Genomic DNA, 17,823 nt, shown 5'->3' on the forward strand with positions numbered 1-17,823 from the left:
AGCTGAGCAGGTGCAGCAGTCCGGGCAGGCCGTGGATGGCGAATCCGCTGGGGGCGTCGCTGACCTGGACCTCGAAGGTGTCGGTGACCCCGGTGGCGGCGAGCGCCGGGTCGGGGGTGTAGGTCCAGGTGCCGTCGGCGGTGACCGCCGCGCTGCCCCGGTCGGGTTCGGCGGTCACGGTGAAGCGCAGTTGCGGGCTGTCGGGGTCGACGGCGTTGAGTGCGCCGGTGACCACCCCGGCGGGACTTTGCGCGGTCTGGGTGGGGCTCATCCGGGGGGTCTGGTTGTTCAACAGCACCGCCAGCTGACCGAGCAACCCCGACGACTGGGCAGCCGAGGTGCGCGCCGGGGGGACCGGGGCCCGGCGGGAGATACCCGCGTGGCCGGTGGGGGCCGTGTCATTCGCAGCGGGAGCGGAGGGGGTCCGGCGCGCGGCCCGGATGGCGGCCGCGCGAGCCGGCTGCCGGGCCGGCGCGCCAAGCGCGACGCCGGCGCGACCGGGCTGGGCCGGGACGGCCTGATCGGTGTTCGCTGATTGGCCCGGGGTGTGGTCCACCGGCAGCGCTGCGGCGGTGGCGGGAAGGCTCGCGGATACCGCGGCACCCAGGCCAAGGGCGACGATCACTCCCGCGCCGCGGCGGCACGCCGGTGGGGAAGTCACGCTGGGCACCCCCTCGTGGACCGTTTGCTCGGAGCCCATCATAGGCACACTCAGGGCGCGGTCGGTGCGGTCGAGGACAGCGTCGGCCGGAGCACCGCTACGGTTCTCTGCATGACCGACAATCAGATGCTGGTGCTCAACCGCGCCGACCTCGAGGGCCTCGGGTTGGGCTGGGCGGAAATCGTCGACGTGCTCGAGGACGCCTTCCGGCAGAAGGCCCAGGGGCTGGTGCAGAACCCGCCCAAGCCCAAGGTCAGCTCTCGGGAGGACGCGTTCATCCACGCGATGCCGGCCTATCTGGGCGGAAGTGACCGGATCGGTCTGAAATGGGTCGCGGGCTACGAGCAGAACAATGCCAAGGGTCTGCCCTACATCTACGGCGTGATGATCATGAACGATGCCGAGACCGGCCGGCCGGTGGCGTTGCTCGACGGCGGCTGGATCACCGAGATGCGCACACCGGGTGTCTCCGGGGTCACGATGCGCAATGTTCCCGGCGAGCCGCGCCACCTGGCGATCGTCGGCTGCGGGGTGCAGGGCCGCCGGCACCTGGAGGTCGCGCTCGAGGTTCACCCCGAGCTGACCCACGTGACCGCCTATGACCGCGGCGAGGCCAAGGCCAAGCGGCTGCTCGGGATGGCCGGCGATCGGGTCACCAGGATCGCCGATTCACCGACCGATGCGCTCAACGGCGCCGATCTGGTGATCACCACGATCACCGCGCCGCTGGAGCCGAAAGTGGATTGCGCCAACACCGATCCCGATGCGCTGCTGCTGCCGGTCGACTACGACGACGCGATGGCACCGCCGGCCTTCCACAACGCCGCCGTCTACTGCGTCGACGATCTCGGCCAGTACGGCTCGGTCGCCGACGACCTGTACTTCTTCGGGCTGCCCAAACCTGACGTCGACCTGGCCACCGTCGTCGCCGGCAAGTACGAGGTGCCCCTCACCGGGCGGCGGATGTTCCTGAATATGGGCATCGCCATGGACGATGTCGCCTTGAGTGCGCTGGTTCTCGATCGCGCCGTCGCGACCGGGGCGGGCCGCTACATCGAGTTTCCGTGAGCCGGCTTCACTGGCTCTTCCAGCTCGGGCGTGTCGGCGTGACCGCTCGGTAGGTGGTCGGGTGGATCAACCCGCAGTCGTCGGGCGATCAGCACGTCGGTGGAGGAGTGCAGGGCGATCGATAGCGCGATGGTGATCGCGATCAGATCGAAGATTCGTTCCCCTTCAGGAATCTCGGCTCGCAGCACAAGCAATCCGTAGACCACCGATGCGAATCCCTTCGGCCCGAACCACGCCGCCGTCAGCCGTTCCGCTCGCGGCATGGGTGTTCGGATCAGCGATATGAGCATCGACGCCGGACGCACCACGATGATTGCCACGATCGCGAGGAACCAGTCCGACCAGTCCAGGTGGGAGATGCGCTCGGGGGTGATCAGTGTCCCGAACACCAGCAGCGCGGCGAATTTGGTGATCTCGGAGAGAAGATCGCCGAACGGCTCGAAATGCTCGACGGCGACATGATCCATGGTGGCCAGCGTCGAGCCGGCGGCGAACGCCGCCAGGTAGGGATTGGCCTCGGTGAGGTGGCAGACCGCGTAGACCACCACCGCGATGGCCAAGGGCCCCAGCGGCTGCAGGTGAGGTTCTGCGGTGAGGTACCGGCTGCGCCAGGCCAGGGCCACGATCGCGGCGATCGCCGCCCCGATCACCACGCCGAGCAGCAGTTCCAGCAAGACGATCCCCAGATGCGAGTCCTCATGTTTGGCCATGGCGAGGAAGATCAGCACGAAGGGCAGTGCCAGGCCGTCGTTCAGTCCGGATTCGACGTTGAGCAGACGGCGCAGCCGAAGCGGCACATCCGGACGTCCCACCAGCGCTGAGGCGAATACCGGGTCGGTGGGCGAGAGTATCGCCCCGAGCAACAGCGACGTGGGCCAGTCGAGTTGCGCGAGGTAGTGCGCCGGAATGGCGATGCCGATCATCGTCAGCGGCATGCCCAGTCCCAGGGCGCGGCCGGAAAGCCGCCAGTTGTCCCGCAGCGCGCGAATGTTGGCGCGCTGACCGTCGGTGAACAGCACCGTGAACATCGCGATGTCGGCGAGGACGGAGACGATGTCATCCTGGGCGGTCAGCGGGATGAAGCCCAGTCCGCCGGGACCGATGAGGGCGCCTATCGACAGGCACAGCAGAGCGGTGGAGAACACCGTGCGGGCCGCGACGCCGGACAGCGAAACGCTGATCAGCAACACGATGCCGAACGCCAGAACAAGGACCATCGGAACTCCAGGATGTCTGTCGCGATGCCGGGAATGTCTCGCCCATGGTGCACCGTCGCGGGGCGTCGCGGTGTGGTTCGGCCCAACACGCTGCCCGCAGGGTCCGCAGGTCTAGGGTTGAAGGCGTGATGTCGCGTCCCGAATCCGTCGATTTCCACTTCGACGTGATGTGCCCCTATGCCTACCAAACCTCGAAGTGGATCCGCGAAGTCCGCGATCAGACCGGACTCCAGGTGAATTGGCGCTTCTTCAGCCTCGAGGAGATCAACCGGGTCGAGGGCAAAAAACACCCGTGGGAGCGGGAATGGTCCTACGGGTGGTCGATGATGCGCATCGGAGCGCTGCTGCGCCGGGGGTCGATGTCCGACGTCGACGCCTGGTACGAGCGCGCCGGCCGGGCGCTGCACGAGGAGGGCCACAAGCCGCACGAGAGGTCAGTCGCCCGCCACCTGCTCGGCGAATTGGGCTTCGACCCCGATCTGGTCGACGCGGCGATCGCCGATCCGACCACGAATGAGGAGGTCATGGCCGACCACCGGCGGGTGGTCGATGCGGCGGGTTACGGGGTCCCGACACTGTTCTTTCCCGACGGTCAATGTCTGTTCGGTCCGGTGCTCATCGACCCGCCGACCGGCCCCGCGGCGCTGCGGCTCTGGGATGCCGTGATCGCCTGGACCGAGTTCCCGTATCTCTACGAGATCCAGCGGCCGAAGACGCACACCGATGAGCAGCTGATCGTCGACGCCTTCCGCCCCTACCTCGAGGCGCGGGACTGGGTCTCGATCAATCGGGGCGAGGTCATCACTTTCGACGCAACCTCGCCGTAGCGCTCGACGCGTTCGGGGGCCGACAGGGCGTTGGACAGGGCCCCGTAGAGCACGATGCGGTCGGCGACCCCCGCGTACTTGTCGATCAGCGCCTCGGGCAGTCCCTCCCAGGTCGACTCGGTGGCGAAGGCGGCGATGTGCTCGTCGCTGATCTGCGCCGCCATACCCGCGAAATCGCCTGCCTTCTGCCGTTCCCGGATTCGGGCGGTGGTTCCCTCGAAACCGGCTTCGTCCCAGATGAAGGCGTAATTCGGAGTGCTGCCGTAGAAGCTCATACTGGCCCTGACCAGTTCGCGTTCGGTGTGGCGCTCCTCGTCGGTGTCTCCCACGATCGTCATGACCGGAACGATGACGTCGATCTCGGAAGTCGAACGCCCGGCTCTGGCCGCACCCTCGGCAATGCCGGGCAGCACGTGGCGGCGCAGGTATCCGGGATCGCCGATCGGGTGGACATGCACGCCGTCGGCCACCTCGCCGGCCATCCGCAGCATCCACGGATTGACGGCGGCGACATCGATCTTCGGGTCGGGGGCGTCGATCGCGCCCGGGCTCCACTGCGGGGTGATGAAGTCGAGTTGGTAGAACTCGCCGTGGTGATCGAGTGTTCCGGATCGGAACGCGGTGAAGCACGCCTTGACGGCCAGTACGTAGTCGCGCAACCGCGGACCCGGGTGATCGAACGCTACTCCGTAGCGGCGAACCACATGCGTTCTGACCTGGGTGCCCAAACCCAACCGGAAGCGGCCGTCGGTTGCCTGCGCAAGCTCCCAGGCGGTGGCCGCGGTGACGAACGGGCTGCGCGGGAAGGCAACCGCGACACCGGTCGACAGGGCCAGGCCAGGCGCCGCCTGGGACGCCACCGCGGCGCTGAGATACGCGGTGCGGCCCGTCTCGGTGAAAAGCAATCCGGCGAAACCGGCCTGCTGGGTTTGTCGGGAGAGATCACCGATCTGGCTCAGCGGTTGCGGCACCGTCATCGCGTCGACCTGCACAGCGCAACACTACGCGGCGCGCCTACGCATTCGAATCACCTCCAGGAGTGCCGCTGTTCTGGGAAACTCGGCCACACCCCAGCCTGACAAGGAGTTCGCAGAGGATGGCCGAGACCGCACCGTCGCTGCCGCTGCTGACCCGGCGCGACCGCATCATGCTGACCGTCACCGTGATGGCCGCGGCGGGCGCGGGCGCACTGCACTTCGCCCACGCCGGCGCCGTGGTCGCCTTCACGGTGGCGGCTGTCGCACTGGCCACCCTGGCCTCGCTGGTCGGTCGCTCGGTGGAGGCCCTGGGAGATCGTCTGGGGCCCAGTGCGACCGGGGTGCTGCAGTCCGCCCTGGGTAATCTCCCGGAGCTTTTCGTCATCCTCTTCGCGCTCAAGGCCGGACTGTTCGGCGTGGTCAAGGCCACGCTTGTCGGCTCGATACTGGCCAACGTGCTGCTCATTCTGGGCCTGGCCTTCGTCGTCGGCGGAGTCAAGCACGGCCGGCAGCGTTTCGCCGCCGATGACGTGCGAACCCTGGGACTGATGCTCACGCTCGCCGTGTTCATCCTCGCGATTCCGTCGCTGACCGCAGCGCTGCACACACCTGCCGAGTCCCATGAGCGGACGGTCTCGGTCGTGGTGTCGGTCGTCATGCTGGCGCTCTTCGTCCTGTCGCTGCCGGCGACCCTGTCCAGGGGTGGCTCCGACGCCGTGGGTTCCGCTCAGTCCCAACGGTCGTCGCCCATCGCGGCCAGTCCCGATTCCGCCGCCGCAGCGAGCAGGGCGGCCCAGCACGGTGAGTGGCCGCTGGCGATGGCGATCGGCATGTTGGCCGCTGCGGGGATCGCCGCGGCATTCGTCTCCGAGTGGTTCGTCGCCGCGCTGCAGCCCGCGATGGATGCGATGGGGATCAATGAGGTGTTCGCGGGTCTGGTGATTGTGGCCATTGCCGGCAATGCGGTCGAAAACGTCGTCGGCATCCAGCTGGCCGCCAGGAACCAGATGGACTACGGCGTCCAGGTGATCCTGCAGTCGCCGGTCCAGGTCGCGCTCACGGTCGCGCCGATTGTCTGCCTGGCCGCGGGCCTGCTCGGTCAGCCCGGCTTCGATTTGGTGCTCTCCCCGTTACTGCTGGCGGCGATGGTGATGTCAGCGCTGGTTGCCGTGCTGGTCACCTTCGACGGAGAATCGAACTGGTTCGAGGGTGCGGCACTGATCGCCCTCTATGCCGCTATCGCCACATCGTTCTGGTGGGGCTAGGCGCGCGCCAGCCGTCAGGGGAGGGGCAGTGTTCGGTTCATTGGGGCGTGTCGTCGGTGTCGCCTGCGCGGCGCTGCTGTGGGGCTCGGTGCTGTGCGCGCCGGGTGCGGTGGCCGACCCGGCAGCCGATATTCGGGCAAAGCTGGACGGTCTGCTGATCAAGGGACGGGCGCCCAAGACCGGCTATGACCGCGCTCAGTTCGGTGAACGTTGGACCGATGACGTCGCTGTACCGGGTGGTCGAAACGGCTGCGACACCCGAAACGACATCCTCCGCCGCGATCTTGTCGATGTCGTGATCAAGCCCGGGTCGAACGGTTGCGCGGTTCTCCGCGGTGTCCTCAACGATCCCTACACCGGCACCACCGTCGGCTTCCAACGCGGTCGGGACACCTCCGACGAGGTGCAGATCGACCATGTCGTGGCACTGTCGGACGCTTGGCAGAAGGGTGCTCAGGCGTGGGATCCGATGCAGCGGCGAAACTTCGCGAACGATCCGATCAACCTTCAGGCCACCCTCGGGTGGGTCAACCAGCAGAAGGGTGACAGCGACGCGGCGACGTGGCTACCGCCCAACAAGTCCTACCGATGCGTCTTCGTCGCGCGGATCATCGAGACCAAATTCGCCTACGGGCTGTGGGTGACGCAGGCGGAGCACGATGCGATCGCGCGGGTCCTCGACGATTGCGCGCCACCGCCGACGCCCTAGCCGTCCGGAGTCCGAAGCAGCAGGCTGGACAGCACTTGGCGCTGGCCGAGCTCGCCGCCGCCGTCGTCGGAGATCAGCATCAGCAGGGGGGAGCCGCTCAGGTCGGTGGCGAGCGTGATGCCCTCGAAGTTGATGAAGGCGAAGTAGCCCTGCCACAGCAGGGTCTTGGCGACCGGCGTGAAGCCGGCGTCGGCGAGGCTCGGCAACTCGGAGACGTCGGTGGCGCCGGCGAAGTCGAGCAGATAGATGCGGGAGCGGAACAGCGGGATGAATCCGCCCAGTTCCCGCTCCAGCGCGAGGACTTCGCCACCGGGCAGTGCCACCAGGTCCACCAGACCGCTCCGCTCGACGGAGACGAACGGTGACATCACCGAAATCGGATCGGTGCGGTAGCCGTATTGGGCGTGCGGGGCAAGGTCGGGGCCGCTGAACGCCTGCAGCCTCACCCAGCTTCCCGCCGCGGTCGTGGCAAGCGGGCCGTCCGGCCGCAGGGCCTCCTCGTTGGCCGTCCAGAGCGTTCCCGCCCCGTAGGACAGCGCCTCCAGGCCCCGGTTGTCCTGGACGTTCGCCGGTCGGTAGATCGCCGGGACCGCGACGGAGCCGACTTTCTCGCCGGAGACCAGGCTGAACTCGGAGATCGTCGATGAGGATTCCTCGGCGATCCAGACTCGATCCCGGCCCGGATTGAGCGCGATTCCCTCCGCGTCGGGACCGATGGCGGGTGCGCGGATTGCCGAGTCGACCAACGCCGACCGGATCCGCCCGTCCCTGGCATTGGAGGCGTAGAGCTGCCAGATCGAGCCCGCGCCGTTGTCTGCGACCGCGTAGAAGGTGGTGCCGTCGGCGTAGGTGATGCCGCTGAGTTCAGCCGCTCCGGTGCGCCCGCTGCTGAGCGTGACGGGACTTTGTCCGGACCGGGTGATCGTGACGCCCGGCCGGGCGGCCACCGCCGCTCGCCGGTCGGGCAGAGCGCGCGACGTCCAGCGTGCGGGTTTGACCACTTTCGGCCCGGCGCCGGCCGGGCCGGGCGCCGGTGAGATGCGGGCAGTCGCGGGGGTGGTCGCGGGGCTGGTGGCGGTCTCGGCGTCGGCCGCCGCCGGACTCGCGGCGGCGACCGCCGCCCCGAGACCCAGACCGAACAGCAGAGCGCCCAGACCGCGTCGGGGGCAGCGGTCCTTGCTCACGGCCCGGTGATCAGACCAGCGTCGCGCTGAGCAGGCTCAGGTCGGTCTTCATCAGGGCGACGTTGTAGTTACCCCACAGCGACATGTTCCAGTACAGGTTGTTGCGATCCGGGTCGCCGGCGTTGTCGACGAGTTGGCCGGTACCCGACAGGGGATGGATCATCGGCGCGTAGAGACCCGGATACTGAATCGACGTCGCGATGGTGACCGGATTCGACCAGGGACCCTCGGGGGTGTCCGCGGTGCGCAGCACGACGTTGTTGAGACCGTTCCCGTAGAGAACGACGTACTTGTCGAGGAACTCGTTGTACTGCACCGACATCTCGCTGACGTTGCCGCCGGTTTTGGCGCCGGTCAGCCCGGCGAACCAGCCGCCGAAGAAGTTCGGGTCGTTGGCGATGTCGACGATGAAACCCAGTATCCCGGCGGAGTGGGTGGAATCCCCGAGTACCTCTGCGGCCACTGCCGGCTTGTTGAGTACCCAGGCCTTGCCGTCCCAGTACTCGTACTGCGCCAGGTCGGTGACGGCGGTCTCGGGGACCCGGGACAGGAAAGCCGACCCGGCCCGGCCCGCCGGGGTACCGAAGGCGTACAGGTAGCGGGATTCCCCGGGGGTCACTTTGCTCTCCGGTTCGAGCACGTAGGCCATCTGCTGGAAGTTCTGTCCTCCGGCGACGTAGGGGGCCGATGAACGGAACCAGCCCGCCGAGCGCACGGTCGAACGCTGCAGCACCCACTTGCGAGCTTCGGTGTCATACATCGAGATCGCCGAGTAGTTGGTTGTCCACCGTCCCGGGGTGTCCCAGGACTTGACCGACATGTAGTTGACGTAGTTTTCGCCGTTGACATAGGCGGCGGCGGTCGGGATGTTGGTGACCTCAGAGCCGATGAAGAACACCTCGTTGCGTGCGGCCGGAATGAATTGGTAGGCGTAGCCGGTGGGGATCAGGGTCAGGCCATCGGTCAGGTTGGTGTCGTCGCTGAGCAGAAGGACGTTGGATCGCCAGTCCCCGGTCATGTTCGGCGCGCTGAAAGTGTCGCCGAACGCCAGCTGGGTGTAGTCGTTCACGCCGTTGAACCACATGATCCCGAGGTCGGTTCCGTAGACACCGAAACTCTTGGTGTTGTTGGTCTGCGGCCACGTCGCGCCCGGGTAGGCCTTGTTCGACTGGCCGGTGACCCAGCCGATCGGACTCGAGGACAAGGTGTTGGGTTGGGTGACCGCGGCAGTCGGCATCGGCGGGACCAAGGAGCGCAGCGTGGATCGCGGCTGATCGCGGCGAGTCCAGGCCGCCGCCGCCCACGCTGCCGTCAGCTCGACCGGGGCCTCCGGTGACGAGCCACGCGGCGAGGCTGTCCGGGAGGCCGCCGCCGCGTCGTCGACTCGGGGTGACGCCTTCACTCGGGTCACCGGGGCGCTCCGGGCGGCCCGGCCGGCGGACCGAGCGGGGGCGGTTCCCGGGTTGGCGGCCGCCGGCGCGGAGGCGTCCGGCCCGCTGGACGCCGACGGTCCGGCCGTCTCGGAGGCGGGTGTGTCCCCGGCGTCGGCCCAGGCGACGGCTCCGCCGGTGACCATCGCCGCGCCCACACCCAGTGCCACCGCGAACCCTCGCACCGAACCCATAGCATCTCCCGTCCACTGCGCTGTGTGGCCCTCGCCGTGTCGCTATCGCCAGCAAACCCCCGCGGCCGGCACGGTACCGATCACTTTACTCACAGCAGTCACACTGGGCCAGTCAGCGGCCAGTCAGCGGCCAGTCAGCGGCCAGACCGTGACCTGAGCAGGTCAGGGTCCGGCAAGCATCGACGCCATCGTGCCGATGACCGTCTGCAGGGCTTTGAACGGCCGGATCATCACCTTGACCGACACGATCCGGTCCTGCTCGTTCCAGTGGATCATGTCGATTCCCTCCACCGAGAGCCCGTCCACGGTGGCGCAGAATGCCAGCACCGCCGACTGCGGCCCGAACCACTTCTCGACGTAGTGGAAATCGGTGCCGGCGAACATCCGAGCGGCGGCCCGAAGGTAGGCCGCGGTCAGTTCCCTGCCGCGCTGAGGGGTGAAAACCGCCGGCGAGTAGAAGACCGCATCCTCGTCCAGAATGGCGTCGAGCTCGGTGGTGTCGGCATCGTCAACGACCCGCAGCCACCGCTGAATCACCGGCGGGATGTCGGCCGGCTGGCTCACCAGACCCAGACGGACATGTCATCGGGGGGGTAGCCCGCGCAGACGTCCGTGGTCCGGGCGGCGACACCCTTGTTGTTGAAGAACAGCTTCGCGTGATTCGGCCAGGCCAGCGTCAGCGGATCGGCGACGTTGGTCGCCATTTCCTCGGAGTAGGCCCGGCGGGCTTCGGGGGTCAGCGAGTAGAACCAGTGCATCTTGTCCCGGGTCGCCTGCTGGATGTCGGGCGAATGATTGTTGTAGTCGATCATGTAGCGCTCGTAGTAGATCGGTTCGACGTCGCGCGCGGCCGCCATGATCTGCTCGGCCGTGCAGCCGGTCTGGATCATCCTGCGCGGGATCGGGTAGTCGTCGGTGGCATCGGCGTGCGCGTTGGCCACCGGCAGTAACGCCGCGCCGGCCATGACCAGTGCCACGAGTCGATGTTTCATCCTTGGCCTCCTTGCGCGCTTGCGCTCATCGCCAGTTGTTCGGACTCACGAGGTCTGGTGTCTGCGGGCGTGGGCCAGGGCTGGGGCACCGGCCGGGGCCGGACGATCTGCGGCCACCAGAACCACCGTCCCAACAGCGCGGCGATGGACGGGGTCATGAACGACCTGACGACCAGGGTGTCGAACAGCAGGCCGAGAGCGATGGTGGAGCCCACCTGACCGGCGACCCGAAGATCACTCACCAGCATCGACGCCATCGTGAAGGCGAAGACCAGCCCGGCCGATGTCACCACCGAGCCGGTGCCGGCCATCGACCGGATGATCCCGGTGTTGATCCCCGCGTGGATTTCCTCCTTGAACCGGGAAACCAGAAGCAGGTTGTAGTCCGAGCCGACCGCCAACAGGATGATGACCGACATCGCGAGCACCATCCAGTGCAGCGGGATGTTGAAGATGTGCTGCCAGATGAGCACGGAGAGACCGAAGGAGGTGCCCAGCGAAAGCGCAACGGTTCCGACGATGACGGCGGCGGCGATCACGCTTCGGGTCAGGATCAGCATGATGATGAAAATCAGACACAGGGATGCCAGCCCGGCGATCAGCAGGTCATAGTTTGCGCCGTGCTGCATGTCTTTGTAGGCCGACGCCGTGCCGCCGAGGTACACCTTCGAACCCTCCAGTGGTGTCCCCTTGATCGCCTCGAAGGCGGCGTTCTTGATCTTGTCGATCAGGGCAAGGCCCTCCGGCGAGGTCGGGTCCCGTTCGTGGGAGATGATGAACCGCGCTGATTTCCCATCCGGCGAGATGAACATCTTCATCCCCCGCTTGAACTCCTCGTTCTCGAAGACCTCAGGCGGAAGGTAGAACGAGTCGTCGTTCTTCGACGCGTCGAAGGCTTTGCCCATCGCGTTCGCGTTTTCCTGCATCGCCTGCATCTGGTCCTGCAGGCCGCCCATGGTGGACTGCATCGTCAGCATCATGGTCCGCATGGTCTTCATGTTCGCGATCATCGGTGGCATCACCGTGAGCATCTGCGGCATCAGCTCGTCGAGTCTGTTCATATCGACGACCACGGCCCCGAGGTCGTCGCTGAGCATGTCGATCCCGTCGATGCTGTCGAACACCGAACGCAGGGCGAAGCAGACGGGAATGTCGAAACAGTGCGGTTCCCAATAGAAGTAATTACGAATCGGGCGGAAGAAGTCGTCGAAATTCGCGATGCTGTCGCGCAACTCCTGGGTGGTGGCGACCATTTCCTTGGTCTTGGTGACCATGTTGTGGGTCGTACCTGTCAGCTCTTGCATGAGCCCGTACATCTTTTCCATCAGGTTGATCGTCGTCTGCATCTCGTCGCCCATTTTCAGCATGTCTTTCATGCGGTCCTGCATGTAGGACATGTTGAGCGTCTGGGTTGCGCCGGACATGCTGATGATGAACGGGATCGACGTGTGCTCGATCGGGGTTCCCTCTGGTCGGGTGATCGCCTGCACCCGACCGACACCGGGGATGCGGAAGACATTCTTGGCGATCTTGTCGATCACGAGCATGTCCGCTGAGTTACGCAGATCCTGGTCGGTCTCGATGAGCAGCAGTTCAGGGTTCAGCCGGGCCTGCGGGAAATGCCGGTCCGCGGCCGCGTAGCCGACGTTGGCCGGGATGTCCGCGGGTAGGTAGGCCCGGTCGTTGTAGCTGGTGACGTAGGTGGGCAGGGCGAGCAGTCCGACCAGGGCCAGCGCGGTGGACCCGATCAGGATCGGGCCGGGCCAGCGCACGACGGCCGTGCCCACCCGACGCCAGCCGCGGGTCTTCATCAAGCGCTTCGGCTCGAAAAGTCCGAAGTGACTGGCGACGGTCAGCAGCGCAGGCGCCATGGTCAGGGCAGCAACGACCGCCACGAGCATGCCGACCGCCAGCGGAATACCGAGACTGGCGAAGTACGGCAGCCGGGTGAAGTGCAGGCAGAAGGTCGCGCCGGCAATCGTCAGGCCCGACCCGAGGATGACGTGCGCGGTGCCGTGGTACATGGTGTAGAACGCGGTTTCCCGGTCTTCGCCGGCCAATCGAGCCTCGTGATAGCGGCCGAGAATGAAGATCGCGTAGTCGGTGGCGGCGGCGATCGCCATCGTGGTCAGCAGGTTCACCGCGAAGGTCGACAGACCGATGAGGTTGTAGTGCCCGAGGAAGGCGACGATTCCCCGCGCGGCGGCCAATTGGATGAAGACCGTCACCAGCACGAGCATCGTGGTGACGATCGAGCGGTAGACCAGCATGAGCATGGCGAAGATGACGACGATGGTCACCGCTGTGATCAGGTGGACGCCTTTGTCGCCGGCGTGCTGCTGGTCGTAGGTCATCGCGGCGGGACCGGTGACGTAGACGGTGACACCGGCCGGGGCGGGCAGGCTGGCGACGGTGTCACGGACCGATTGGACCGACTCGCCGGCCAAGGACTCGCCCTGGTTGCCCGCGAGGTAGATCTGGACGTAGGCCGCCTTGCCGTCGGCGCTCTGGGCGCCCGAGGCGGTCAGCGGATCGCCCCAGAAATCCTGGATGTGCTGGACGTGGCGGGTGTCCGCCCGGAGTTTGGTGATCAGCCGGTCGTAGTACTCGTGTGCTTCGGCACCCAGCGGCTTGTCGCCCTCCAGCAGGATCATGGCCGAGCTGTTGGAGTCGAATTCGTCGAACACCTGGCCGACCTGCTTCATAGCCTGCAGTGACGGTGCGTCGTCGGGGGCCAGCGACACCGAGTGCTGCTGACCGACGATCTCCAGCTGGGGAATCGCGACGTTGACGATCACCACCAGGGCGAGCCAGAACAGCAGAATCGGCACCGAGAAAAGCCGGATGAACCTCGGGATTGCCGGATGGGCGCCGACGTGGCGATTGCGCGCGGTGTTCTCGGTCACCGGCGTGGCGACGCCCAGCGGCGGAGTCGCGCGCCTCGTCAGTCTTCGCATGGACTTTCCCCGACGGTGGACACTCTGACCAAGAGGTTAGCCTACTTAACCTATCGGCAGCGATCGGCCTACAATCACGCCCATGACCTCCCGCAGCAGAACCGCGGCGCGCGCAGCGGCCCTGGTCGCCGCGCTTGCGGCGGTGCCCGTGTCGGTGTTTGTGTCGGCTGCTCCGGCGCAGGCCGACCCGGACACCGCCTTCGCCGACCAGCTGCACGGCTTCGGCATCTACGGCCCGCGGGACTACAACGCGTGGCTGGGCAAGATCACCTGCAAGCGCCTGGCCCGGGGCCTGGACGGGGACGCGTACGCCTCATCGACCTTCATCTCGCGCAACCTCGCCCGGGGGACCACGTCGGAGCAGGCCATCCAGTTCCTGGGGGCCGCCATCGGCACCTACTGCCCGGATCAGGTGGGTGTGCTGCAGCGCGCGGCAACCCAGTAGGTCAGGGCAGGTCACGGTAGGTGATCGGCCACGCCGAACGCACCCTGTCCGAGAGCGTGCCGGCCCCACCTGATGCCGTTCGGGAGTACTGCGTCGATCCGGCCAACATCGCGACCCTGCACCCGCAGGTGTCGCTGCGCGCGGTTGCGCGCACCGAGGCGGACGGGACCGGCGACCGGGAGCTACGCGTTTCGGATCCGATCAGCTGGGGGTTCCTCACCGTCCCGCTGCGCTACACCGTCAGCCTGCGGGTTCCGGTCGCCGGGGCGGTGACCGCCGAGGCGCATCCGGTTCCCACGGTGCGCCTGGAGGCTGTCATCGCCTTCGAGCCGATCCCGGCCGGCACCCGGCTCAAGGAGTATCTGCGCATCAGCGCCCCGCGCCCCGTGCTGGGCGTCGTCACCCGGCGGGCGGTCGGCGCGCATCTGGTGATGCTGGCCGGTGTCAGGCGGCATTTCGAGACGCTCGGGGCCGGCCGGCGCGGCGATTAGCCGGCGGTCTTGCCGCAGTCCACGGTGTAGATCGCGCCGTGTACGGCGGCGGCCCGGTCGCTGGCCAGAAACGCGATCACCGCGGCCACGTCGGCAGGGTTCATCAGTCCGCGCGGTGCGGCGATGCGCATGATGAGCGAGAAGTCGGCATCGGGCGGTGCGGCGAAGTCGGTCACCTGCGGCGTCAGCATCCCGCCGGGGCACACCGCGTTGACCCGCAGGCGTTCCTTGGTGAACTCCACGGCCAGGGCCCGGGTCAGTCCGATCAGCCCGTGCTTGGCGGCGCAGTAGCCGGCCGAGTAGACCTCGCCCTCCAGTCCGGCGATCGAGGCGACGTTGACGATGTTGCCGCCCGCCTCCAGCAGTTGCGGGAGGGCGGCGCGGCTGAGCAGGAACGGACCGGTCAGGTTGGCCGCGAGGTCGTAGGCCCAGTCGTCGTCGGTCACCTCGGCGAAGTGCCGCATCTGGTGGAAACCCGCCGCGTTGACCAGGACGTCGAGCCTGCCGAAATGCCGGACACACGACGCGACCGCGTCCCGGCACGCCGCCGGGCTGGTGATGTCGAACGACCCGAAGGATCCGCCCGGAACCGCCTCGAACACCGCGGCCATCCGGTCGGCGTCGCGGGCGATGCCGAAAACCGCCGCCCCGCGCCGGGCGAACTCCTGTGCGACGGCGGCCCCGAGACCCGAGGAGGCCCCGGTCACCAGCGCCACTTTGCCGGCCAGTTCGTCCATCACATCGCCTCTCGTCGTCGCGTCCGTTGCGCCAGGGGGCCACACGGGTGGACCAATCATTACGCGTGGGTGACCAAGACCCGCCCCCTCGGGCACCCCGGCCGGTCGTCGGCTTGAATAGAGGCACACGTAGCAGTCCCGGCCGAGAGTATGCCGGTGACCTGGCGGCAGTACGTCCAACAGATGCGGAGCCGATGATGCGGAGCCTCCCGGGCCCCACCGACCATGTCGTGGTGGTGGGTGCGGGGCTTTCCGGACTCGCGGCGGCGACGCATCTGGCCGGGCGCGGCCGGGCGGTCACCGTGGTGGAGCGTTACGGATTCCCGGGCGGCCGGATGGGCCAGGCGGACATCCGCGGCTATCGGATCGACACCGGCCCGACCGTCCTCACCATGCCCGACATCATCGAGGAGTCCTTCAACGCCGTCGGCGCGAACATGGGCGACTACCTCGAGTTGATGAAGGTCGACCCCGCCTACCGCGCCTCGTTCGCCGACGGCAGCCATCTCGATGTTCGCTCTGACGCCGCGGCCATGACGGCGGCGATCGAGGACTTCGCCGGTCCCGATCAGGCCGCCGGCTATCTGCGGTTGCGCGACTGGCTGACCGAGTTGTACCGACTGGAGTTCGACGGCTTCATCGCGGCCAACTTCTCCTCACCCCTGTCGCTGCTCACCCCGCAGCTGGCCAAGCTGGCTGCCATCGGAGGGTTCCGCGGCTGGGAGCGAATGGTCCGCCGTTTCATCACCGACGAGCGGCTGCTGCGGATCTTCACCTTCCAGGCCCTCTACGCGGGCGTCCCGCCGCAGCGGGCGCTGGCCGCGTACGCGGTGATCGCCTACATGGACACCGTGGCGGGCGTGTACTTCCCGCGCGGAGGCATGCGGGCGGTGCCCGAGGCGATCGCGGCCGCCGCGACCGCGGCCGGTGTGCAGTTCCGCTACCGCACATCGGTGACGGGCCTCGAGCGGTCCGGTTCGCGCGTCACCGCGGTACGCACCGACTCCGGTGACCGGATCGCCTGCGACGCCGTGGTTCTCACGACTGAGCTGCCGCTGACCTATCAGCTGCTCGGCCGCAGTCCGCGCCGACCGGTCAAGGTCCGGCCCGCGCCGTCGGCCGTTGTCATGCACGTCGGCGTGCCGGCCGTCGGGTCAGCGCTGCTGCACCACAACATCAGCTTCGGCCGCCAGTGGGCGAAGACCTTCGATGAGATCATCGGCGACGGCATCCTGATGACCGATCCGTCCCTGCTGGTCACCGTGCCCACCGCGGGAGACCCGACGCTGGCTCCCCCCGGCCGCGACCTGCTCTACGTGCTGGCGCCGGCGCCCAACCTCGAGTCGGGCAAGGTCAACTGGGCCGCCGACGGCGACGCGTACGCCGAACAGGTGCTGGCCACCGCGGCCGAGAGACTGCTTCCCGGGCTGGATCGGGGTGCTGACATCCTCGACGTCGTGACGCCCGCCGACTGGGCGCGTCAGGGCATGCTGGCCGGCACGCCGTTCGCTCTCGCCCACACCTTCGCCCAGACCGGCCCGTTCCGGCCGTCCAATCTGGTTCGGGGTGTGGACAACGCGGTGCTGGCCGGGTCCTCGACCGTGCCCGGCGTCGGGGTTCCGACCGCGCTGTTGTCGGGCCGCCTGGCGGCTGACCGGGTCACCGGGGTCGGGCCGCAGTCGGCCCGCACCGTCCTCGGCACGAGGCAGGTCGGGGCGTGATCAATACCGAACTCGACGCGGCCGGGATCAGCGACGCCCGGCTACGTGAGTCCTACCGGTATTGCCGCAGGCTCAACGCCCAGCACGGGCGGACCTACTTCCTGGCCACCCGCCTGCTGGCGCCCTCCCAGCGCCCGGCGGTGCACGCCCTGTACGGATTCGCCCGCTACGCCGACGACATCCTCGACGACCTGCACTCGCAGGCCACGACGGCCGAACGCGAGGCCCGACTCAGCGCACTGGCCGCGAAGTTCTTCGAGGGCGCCGACGCCGATTCCGGGGAGCCGGTCCTGCCCGCCGTGCTGCACACCGCACGCACCTACCGGATACCGCTGAACTTGTTCGACGACTTCCTGACCTCGATGCGCATGGACCTGAGCGTGACCGACTATCCCGACCGTCCCGCGCTCAACCGCTACATGCGGGGATCCGCCGAGGTGATCGGATTGCAGATGCTGCCGATCCTCGGCACGGTCGGGCCGGTCGGTGACGCCGAGCCCTACGCCGAGGCGCTGGGGCAGGCGTTCCAGCTGACCAACTTCCTGCGCGACATCAGCGAGGATCTCCAGCGCAATCGCGTCTACCTGCCCGCCGACGAACTTGCTGCCTTCGGGGTGGATCGCGACCTGTTGACCTGGTGTCAGACCAACCGGCGCACCGACCCCCGGGTCCGCCAGGCCCTCGCTGCTCAGCACGAGATCACTCGGCGGATCTACCGCCAAGCGCACAAGGGAATCGCGATGCTGGCCCCGCAGTCACGGCCCTGCGTGACCGCCGCATTCACCCTGTACTCGGAGATCCTCGACCGCATCGAGGCCATCGACTTCGAGGTGTTCAGCACGCGGGCCAAGGTCGGGGTCGGCCGGCGCCTGCACGTTTTCGCGACCGGACTGATCCGGGCCAGGCGTGTCAGGCGGGCGCCCGGCTCCGCCTAGGGTGGTCGGGGTG

General features: G+C 67.6%; 16 protein-coding genes and 1 pseudogene. 8 read left to right on the plus strand and 9 right to left on the minus strand.

Translation table 11 applies throughout. The annotated features are described in order from the left end of the window. The coding region (locus ACKOB8_RS12955; RefSeq protein ID WP_526377861.1) for a cadherin-like domain-containing protein at window positions 1-661 on the minus strand (661 nt) is incomplete at its 3' end. A gap of 111 nt (window positions 662-772) precedes the next feature. Here ACKOB8_RS12955 and ACKOB8_RS12960 point away from each other — a divergent pair. After that, window positions 773-1,729, plus strand: a complete 957-nt coding sequence (locus ACKOB8_RS12960; RefSeq protein ID WP_526377863.1) for an ornithine cyclodeaminase family protein — start codon at window positions 773-775, stop codon at window positions 1,727-1,729. Here the strand turns inward: ACKOB8_RS12960 and ACKOB8_RS12965 are convergent. Next, on the minus strand, window positions 1,711-2,946 hold the full coding sequence (locus ACKOB8_RS12965; RefSeq protein ID WP_526377865.1) for a cation:proton antiporter: 1,236 nt from the start codon (window positions 2,944-2,946) through the stop codon (window positions 1,711-1,713). The genes ACKOB8_RS12960 and ACKOB8_RS12965 overlap by 19 nt on opposite strands. Window positions 2,947-3,074: 128 nt before the next feature. Here ACKOB8_RS12965 and ACKOB8_RS12970 point away from each other — a divergent pair, with 128 nt between their 5' ends. Then, window positions 3,075-3,773 carry a mycothiol-dependent nitroreductase Rv2466c family protein gene (locus ACKOB8_RS12970; RefSeq protein ID WP_526377964.1) on the plus strand — a complete coding sequence of 233 codons (699 nt, stop codon included), beginning with the start codon at window positions 3,075-3,077 and terminating at the stop codon, window positions 3,771-3,773. Here the strand turns inward: ACKOB8_RS12970 and ACKOB8_RS12975 are convergent. Beyond that, complete coding sequence (locus tag ACKOB8_RS12975; RefSeq protein WP_526377867.1) at window positions 3,701-4,765, minus strand: TIGR03617 family F420-dependent LLM class oxidoreductase; 1,065 nt, start codon at window positions 4,763-4,765, stop codon at window positions 3,701-3,703. The two genes, ACKOB8_RS12970 and ACKOB8_RS12975, sit on opposite strands and share 73 nt — an antisense overlap. A 104-nt stretch (window positions 4,766-4,869) precedes the next feature. Here ACKOB8_RS12975 and cax point away from each other — a divergent pair, with 104 nt between their 5' ends. Together cax and ACKOB8_RS12985 are read left to right on the plus strand one after the other, a co-directional pair. Next, window positions 4,870-6,015, plus strand: a complete 1,146-nt coding sequence (gene cax, locus ACKOB8_RS12980; protein ID WP_526377869.1) for a calcium/proton exchanger — start codon at window positions 4,870-4,872, stop codon at window positions 6,013-6,015. Further along, window positions 5,981-6,718: pseudogene (locus ACKOB8_RS12985) on the plus strand (GmrSD restriction endonuclease domain-containing protein); the annotation flags it as partial. The gene cax and the pseudogene ACKOB8_RS12985, both read left to right, overlap by 35 nt. Before the next feature lie 2 nt (window positions 6,719-6,720). Here the strand turns inward: ACKOB8_RS12985 and ACKOB8_RS12990 are convergent. From ACKOB8_RS12990 to ACKOB8_RS13010, 5 genes are all read right to left on the minus strand, one after another. Then, entirely contained in the window at window positions 6,721-7,908 is a 1,188-nt protein-coding gene (locus ACKOB8_RS12990) for an esterase-like activity of phytase family protein (protein ID WP_526377871.1), read from the minus strand. A 10-nt stretch (window positions 7,909-7,918) separates the two neighbouring features. Next, complete coding sequence (locus tag ACKOB8_RS12995; RefSeq protein ID WP_526377873.1) at window positions 7,919-9,532, minus strand: DUF4185 domain-containing protein; 1,614 nt, start codon at window positions 9,530-9,532, stop codon at window positions 7,919-7,921. Between the two features lie 162 nt (window positions 9,533-9,694). After that, window positions 9,695-10,096, minus strand: coding sequence for a nuclear transport factor 2 family protein (locus ACKOB8_RS13000; RefSeq protein ID WP_526377875.1), 402 nt, complete (start codon window positions 10,094-10,096; stop codon window positions 9,695-9,697). Continuing rightward, window positions 10,093-10,524 (minus strand): DUF5078 domain-containing protein, encoded by a 432-nt coding sequence (locus ACKOB8_RS13005; RefSeq protein WP_526377877.1) that lies wholly within the window; start codon window positions 10,522-10,524, stop codon window positions 10,093-10,095. Before ACKOB8_RS13005 ends, ACKOB8_RS13000 begins: the two co-directional genes overlap by 4 nt. Continuing rightward, window positions 10,521-13,481 carry an MMPL/RND family transporter gene (locus ACKOB8_RS13010; RefSeq protein WP_526377879.1) on the minus strand — a complete coding sequence of 987 codons (2,961 nt, stop codon included), beginning with the start codon at window positions 13,479-13,481 and terminating at the stop codon, window positions 10,521-10,523. The genes ACKOB8_RS13005 and ACKOB8_RS13010 overlap by 4 nt, the downstream gene beginning before the upstream one ends. Window positions 13,482-13,563: 82 nt before the next feature. On the opposite strand from ACKOB8_RS13010, the gene ACKOB8_RS13015 reads away from it, so the two are divergent. Next, window positions 13,564-13,926: a DUF732 domain-containing protein gene (locus tag ACKOB8_RS13015; RefSeq protein ID WP_526377881.1), complete on the plus strand. Its 363-nt coding sequence runs from the start codon at window positions 13,564-13,566 to the stop codon at window positions 13,924-13,926. Window positions 13,927-13,946: 20 nt separating this feature from the next. Further along, window positions 13,947-14,417 carry an SRPBCC family protein gene (locus tag ACKOB8_RS13020; protein ID WP_526377883.1) on the plus strand — a complete coding sequence of 157 codons (471 nt, stop codon included), beginning with the start codon at window positions 13,947-13,949 and terminating at the stop codon, window positions 14,415-14,417. On the opposite strand, the gene ACKOB8_RS13025 is transcribed toward ACKOB8_RS13020, so the two are convergent. Next, entirely contained in the window at window positions 14,414-15,154 is a 741-nt protein-coding gene (locus ACKOB8_RS13025) for an SDR family NAD(P)-dependent oxidoreductase (protein WP_526377885.1), read from the minus strand. The genes ACKOB8_RS13020 and ACKOB8_RS13025 overlap by 4 nt on opposite strands. Window positions 15,155-15,351: 197 nt before the next feature. On the opposite strand from ACKOB8_RS13025, the gene crtI reads away from it, so the two are divergent. Both crtI and ACKOB8_RS13035 read left to right on the plus strand, forming a co-directional pair. Further along, a complete protein-coding gene (crtI, locus tag ACKOB8_RS13030; protein ID WP_526377887.1) occupies window positions 15,352-16,875 on the plus strand; it encodes a phytoene desaturase family protein in 1,524 nt (507 codons plus the stop codon). Then, window positions 16,872-17,810 carry a phytoene/squalene synthase family protein gene (locus tag ACKOB8_RS13035; protein ID WP_526377889.1) on the plus strand — a complete coding sequence of 313 codons (939 nt, stop codon included), beginning with the start codon at window positions 16,872-16,874 and terminating at the stop codon, window positions 17,808-17,810. The genes crtI and ACKOB8_RS13035 overlap by 4 nt, the downstream gene beginning before the upstream one ends. Window positions 17,811-17,823: the final 13 nt, after the last annotated feature.

The organism is Mycobacterium sp. (assembly GCF_046091765.1).
In the GTDB taxonomy this organism is placed as follows: Bacteria; Actinomycetota; Actinomycetes; order Mycobacteriales; family Mycobacteriaceae; genus Mycobacterium.

What these genes read in the sequence shown, in the direction of transcription:
- ACKOB8_RS12960 (WP_526377863.1), top strand. Translation starts at nt 773, where the DNA reads ATGACCGACAATCAGATGCTGGTGCTCAACCGCGCCGACCTCGAGGGC.
- ACKOB8_RS12965 (WP_526377865.1), bottom strand. Translation starts at nt 2,946, where the DNA reads ATGGTCCTTGTTCTGGCGTTCGGCATCGTGTTGCTGATCAGCGTTTCG.
- ACKOB8_RS12970 (WP_526377964.1), top strand. Translation starts at nt 3,075, where the DNA reads ATGTCGCGTCCCGAATCCGTCGATTTCCACTTCGACGTGATGTGCCCC.
- cax (WP_526377869.1), top strand. Translation starts at nt 4,870, where the DNA reads ATGGCCGAGACCGCACCGTCGCTGCCGCTGCTGACCCGGCGCGACCGC.
- ACKOB8_RS12995 (WP_526377873.1), bottom strand. Translation starts at nt 9,532, where the DNA reads ATGGGTTCGGTGCGAGGGTTCGCGGTGGCACTGGGTGTGGGCGCGGCG.
- ACKOB8_RS13005 (WP_526377877.1), bottom strand. Translation starts at nt 10,524, where the DNA reads ATGAAACATCGACTCGTGGCACTGGTCATGGCCGGCGCGGCGTTACTG.
- ACKOB8_RS13010 (WP_526377879.1), bottom strand. Translation starts at nt 13,481, where the DNA reads ATGCGAAGACTGACGAGGCGCGCGACTCCGCCGCTGGGCGTCGCCACG.
- ACKOB8_RS13015 (WP_526377881.1), top strand. Translation starts at nt 13,564, where the DNA reads ATGACCTCCCGCAGCAGAACCGCGGCGCGCGCAGCGGCCCTGGTCGCC.
- ACKOB8_RS13025 (WP_526377885.1), bottom strand. Translation starts at nt 15,154, where the DNA reads ATGGACGAACTGGCCGGCAAAGTGGCGCTGGTGACCGGGGCCTCCTCG.
- crtI (WP_526377887.1), top strand. Translation starts at nt 15,352, where the DNA reads ATGCGGAGCCTCCCGGGCCCCACCGACCATGTCGTGGTGGTGGGTGCG.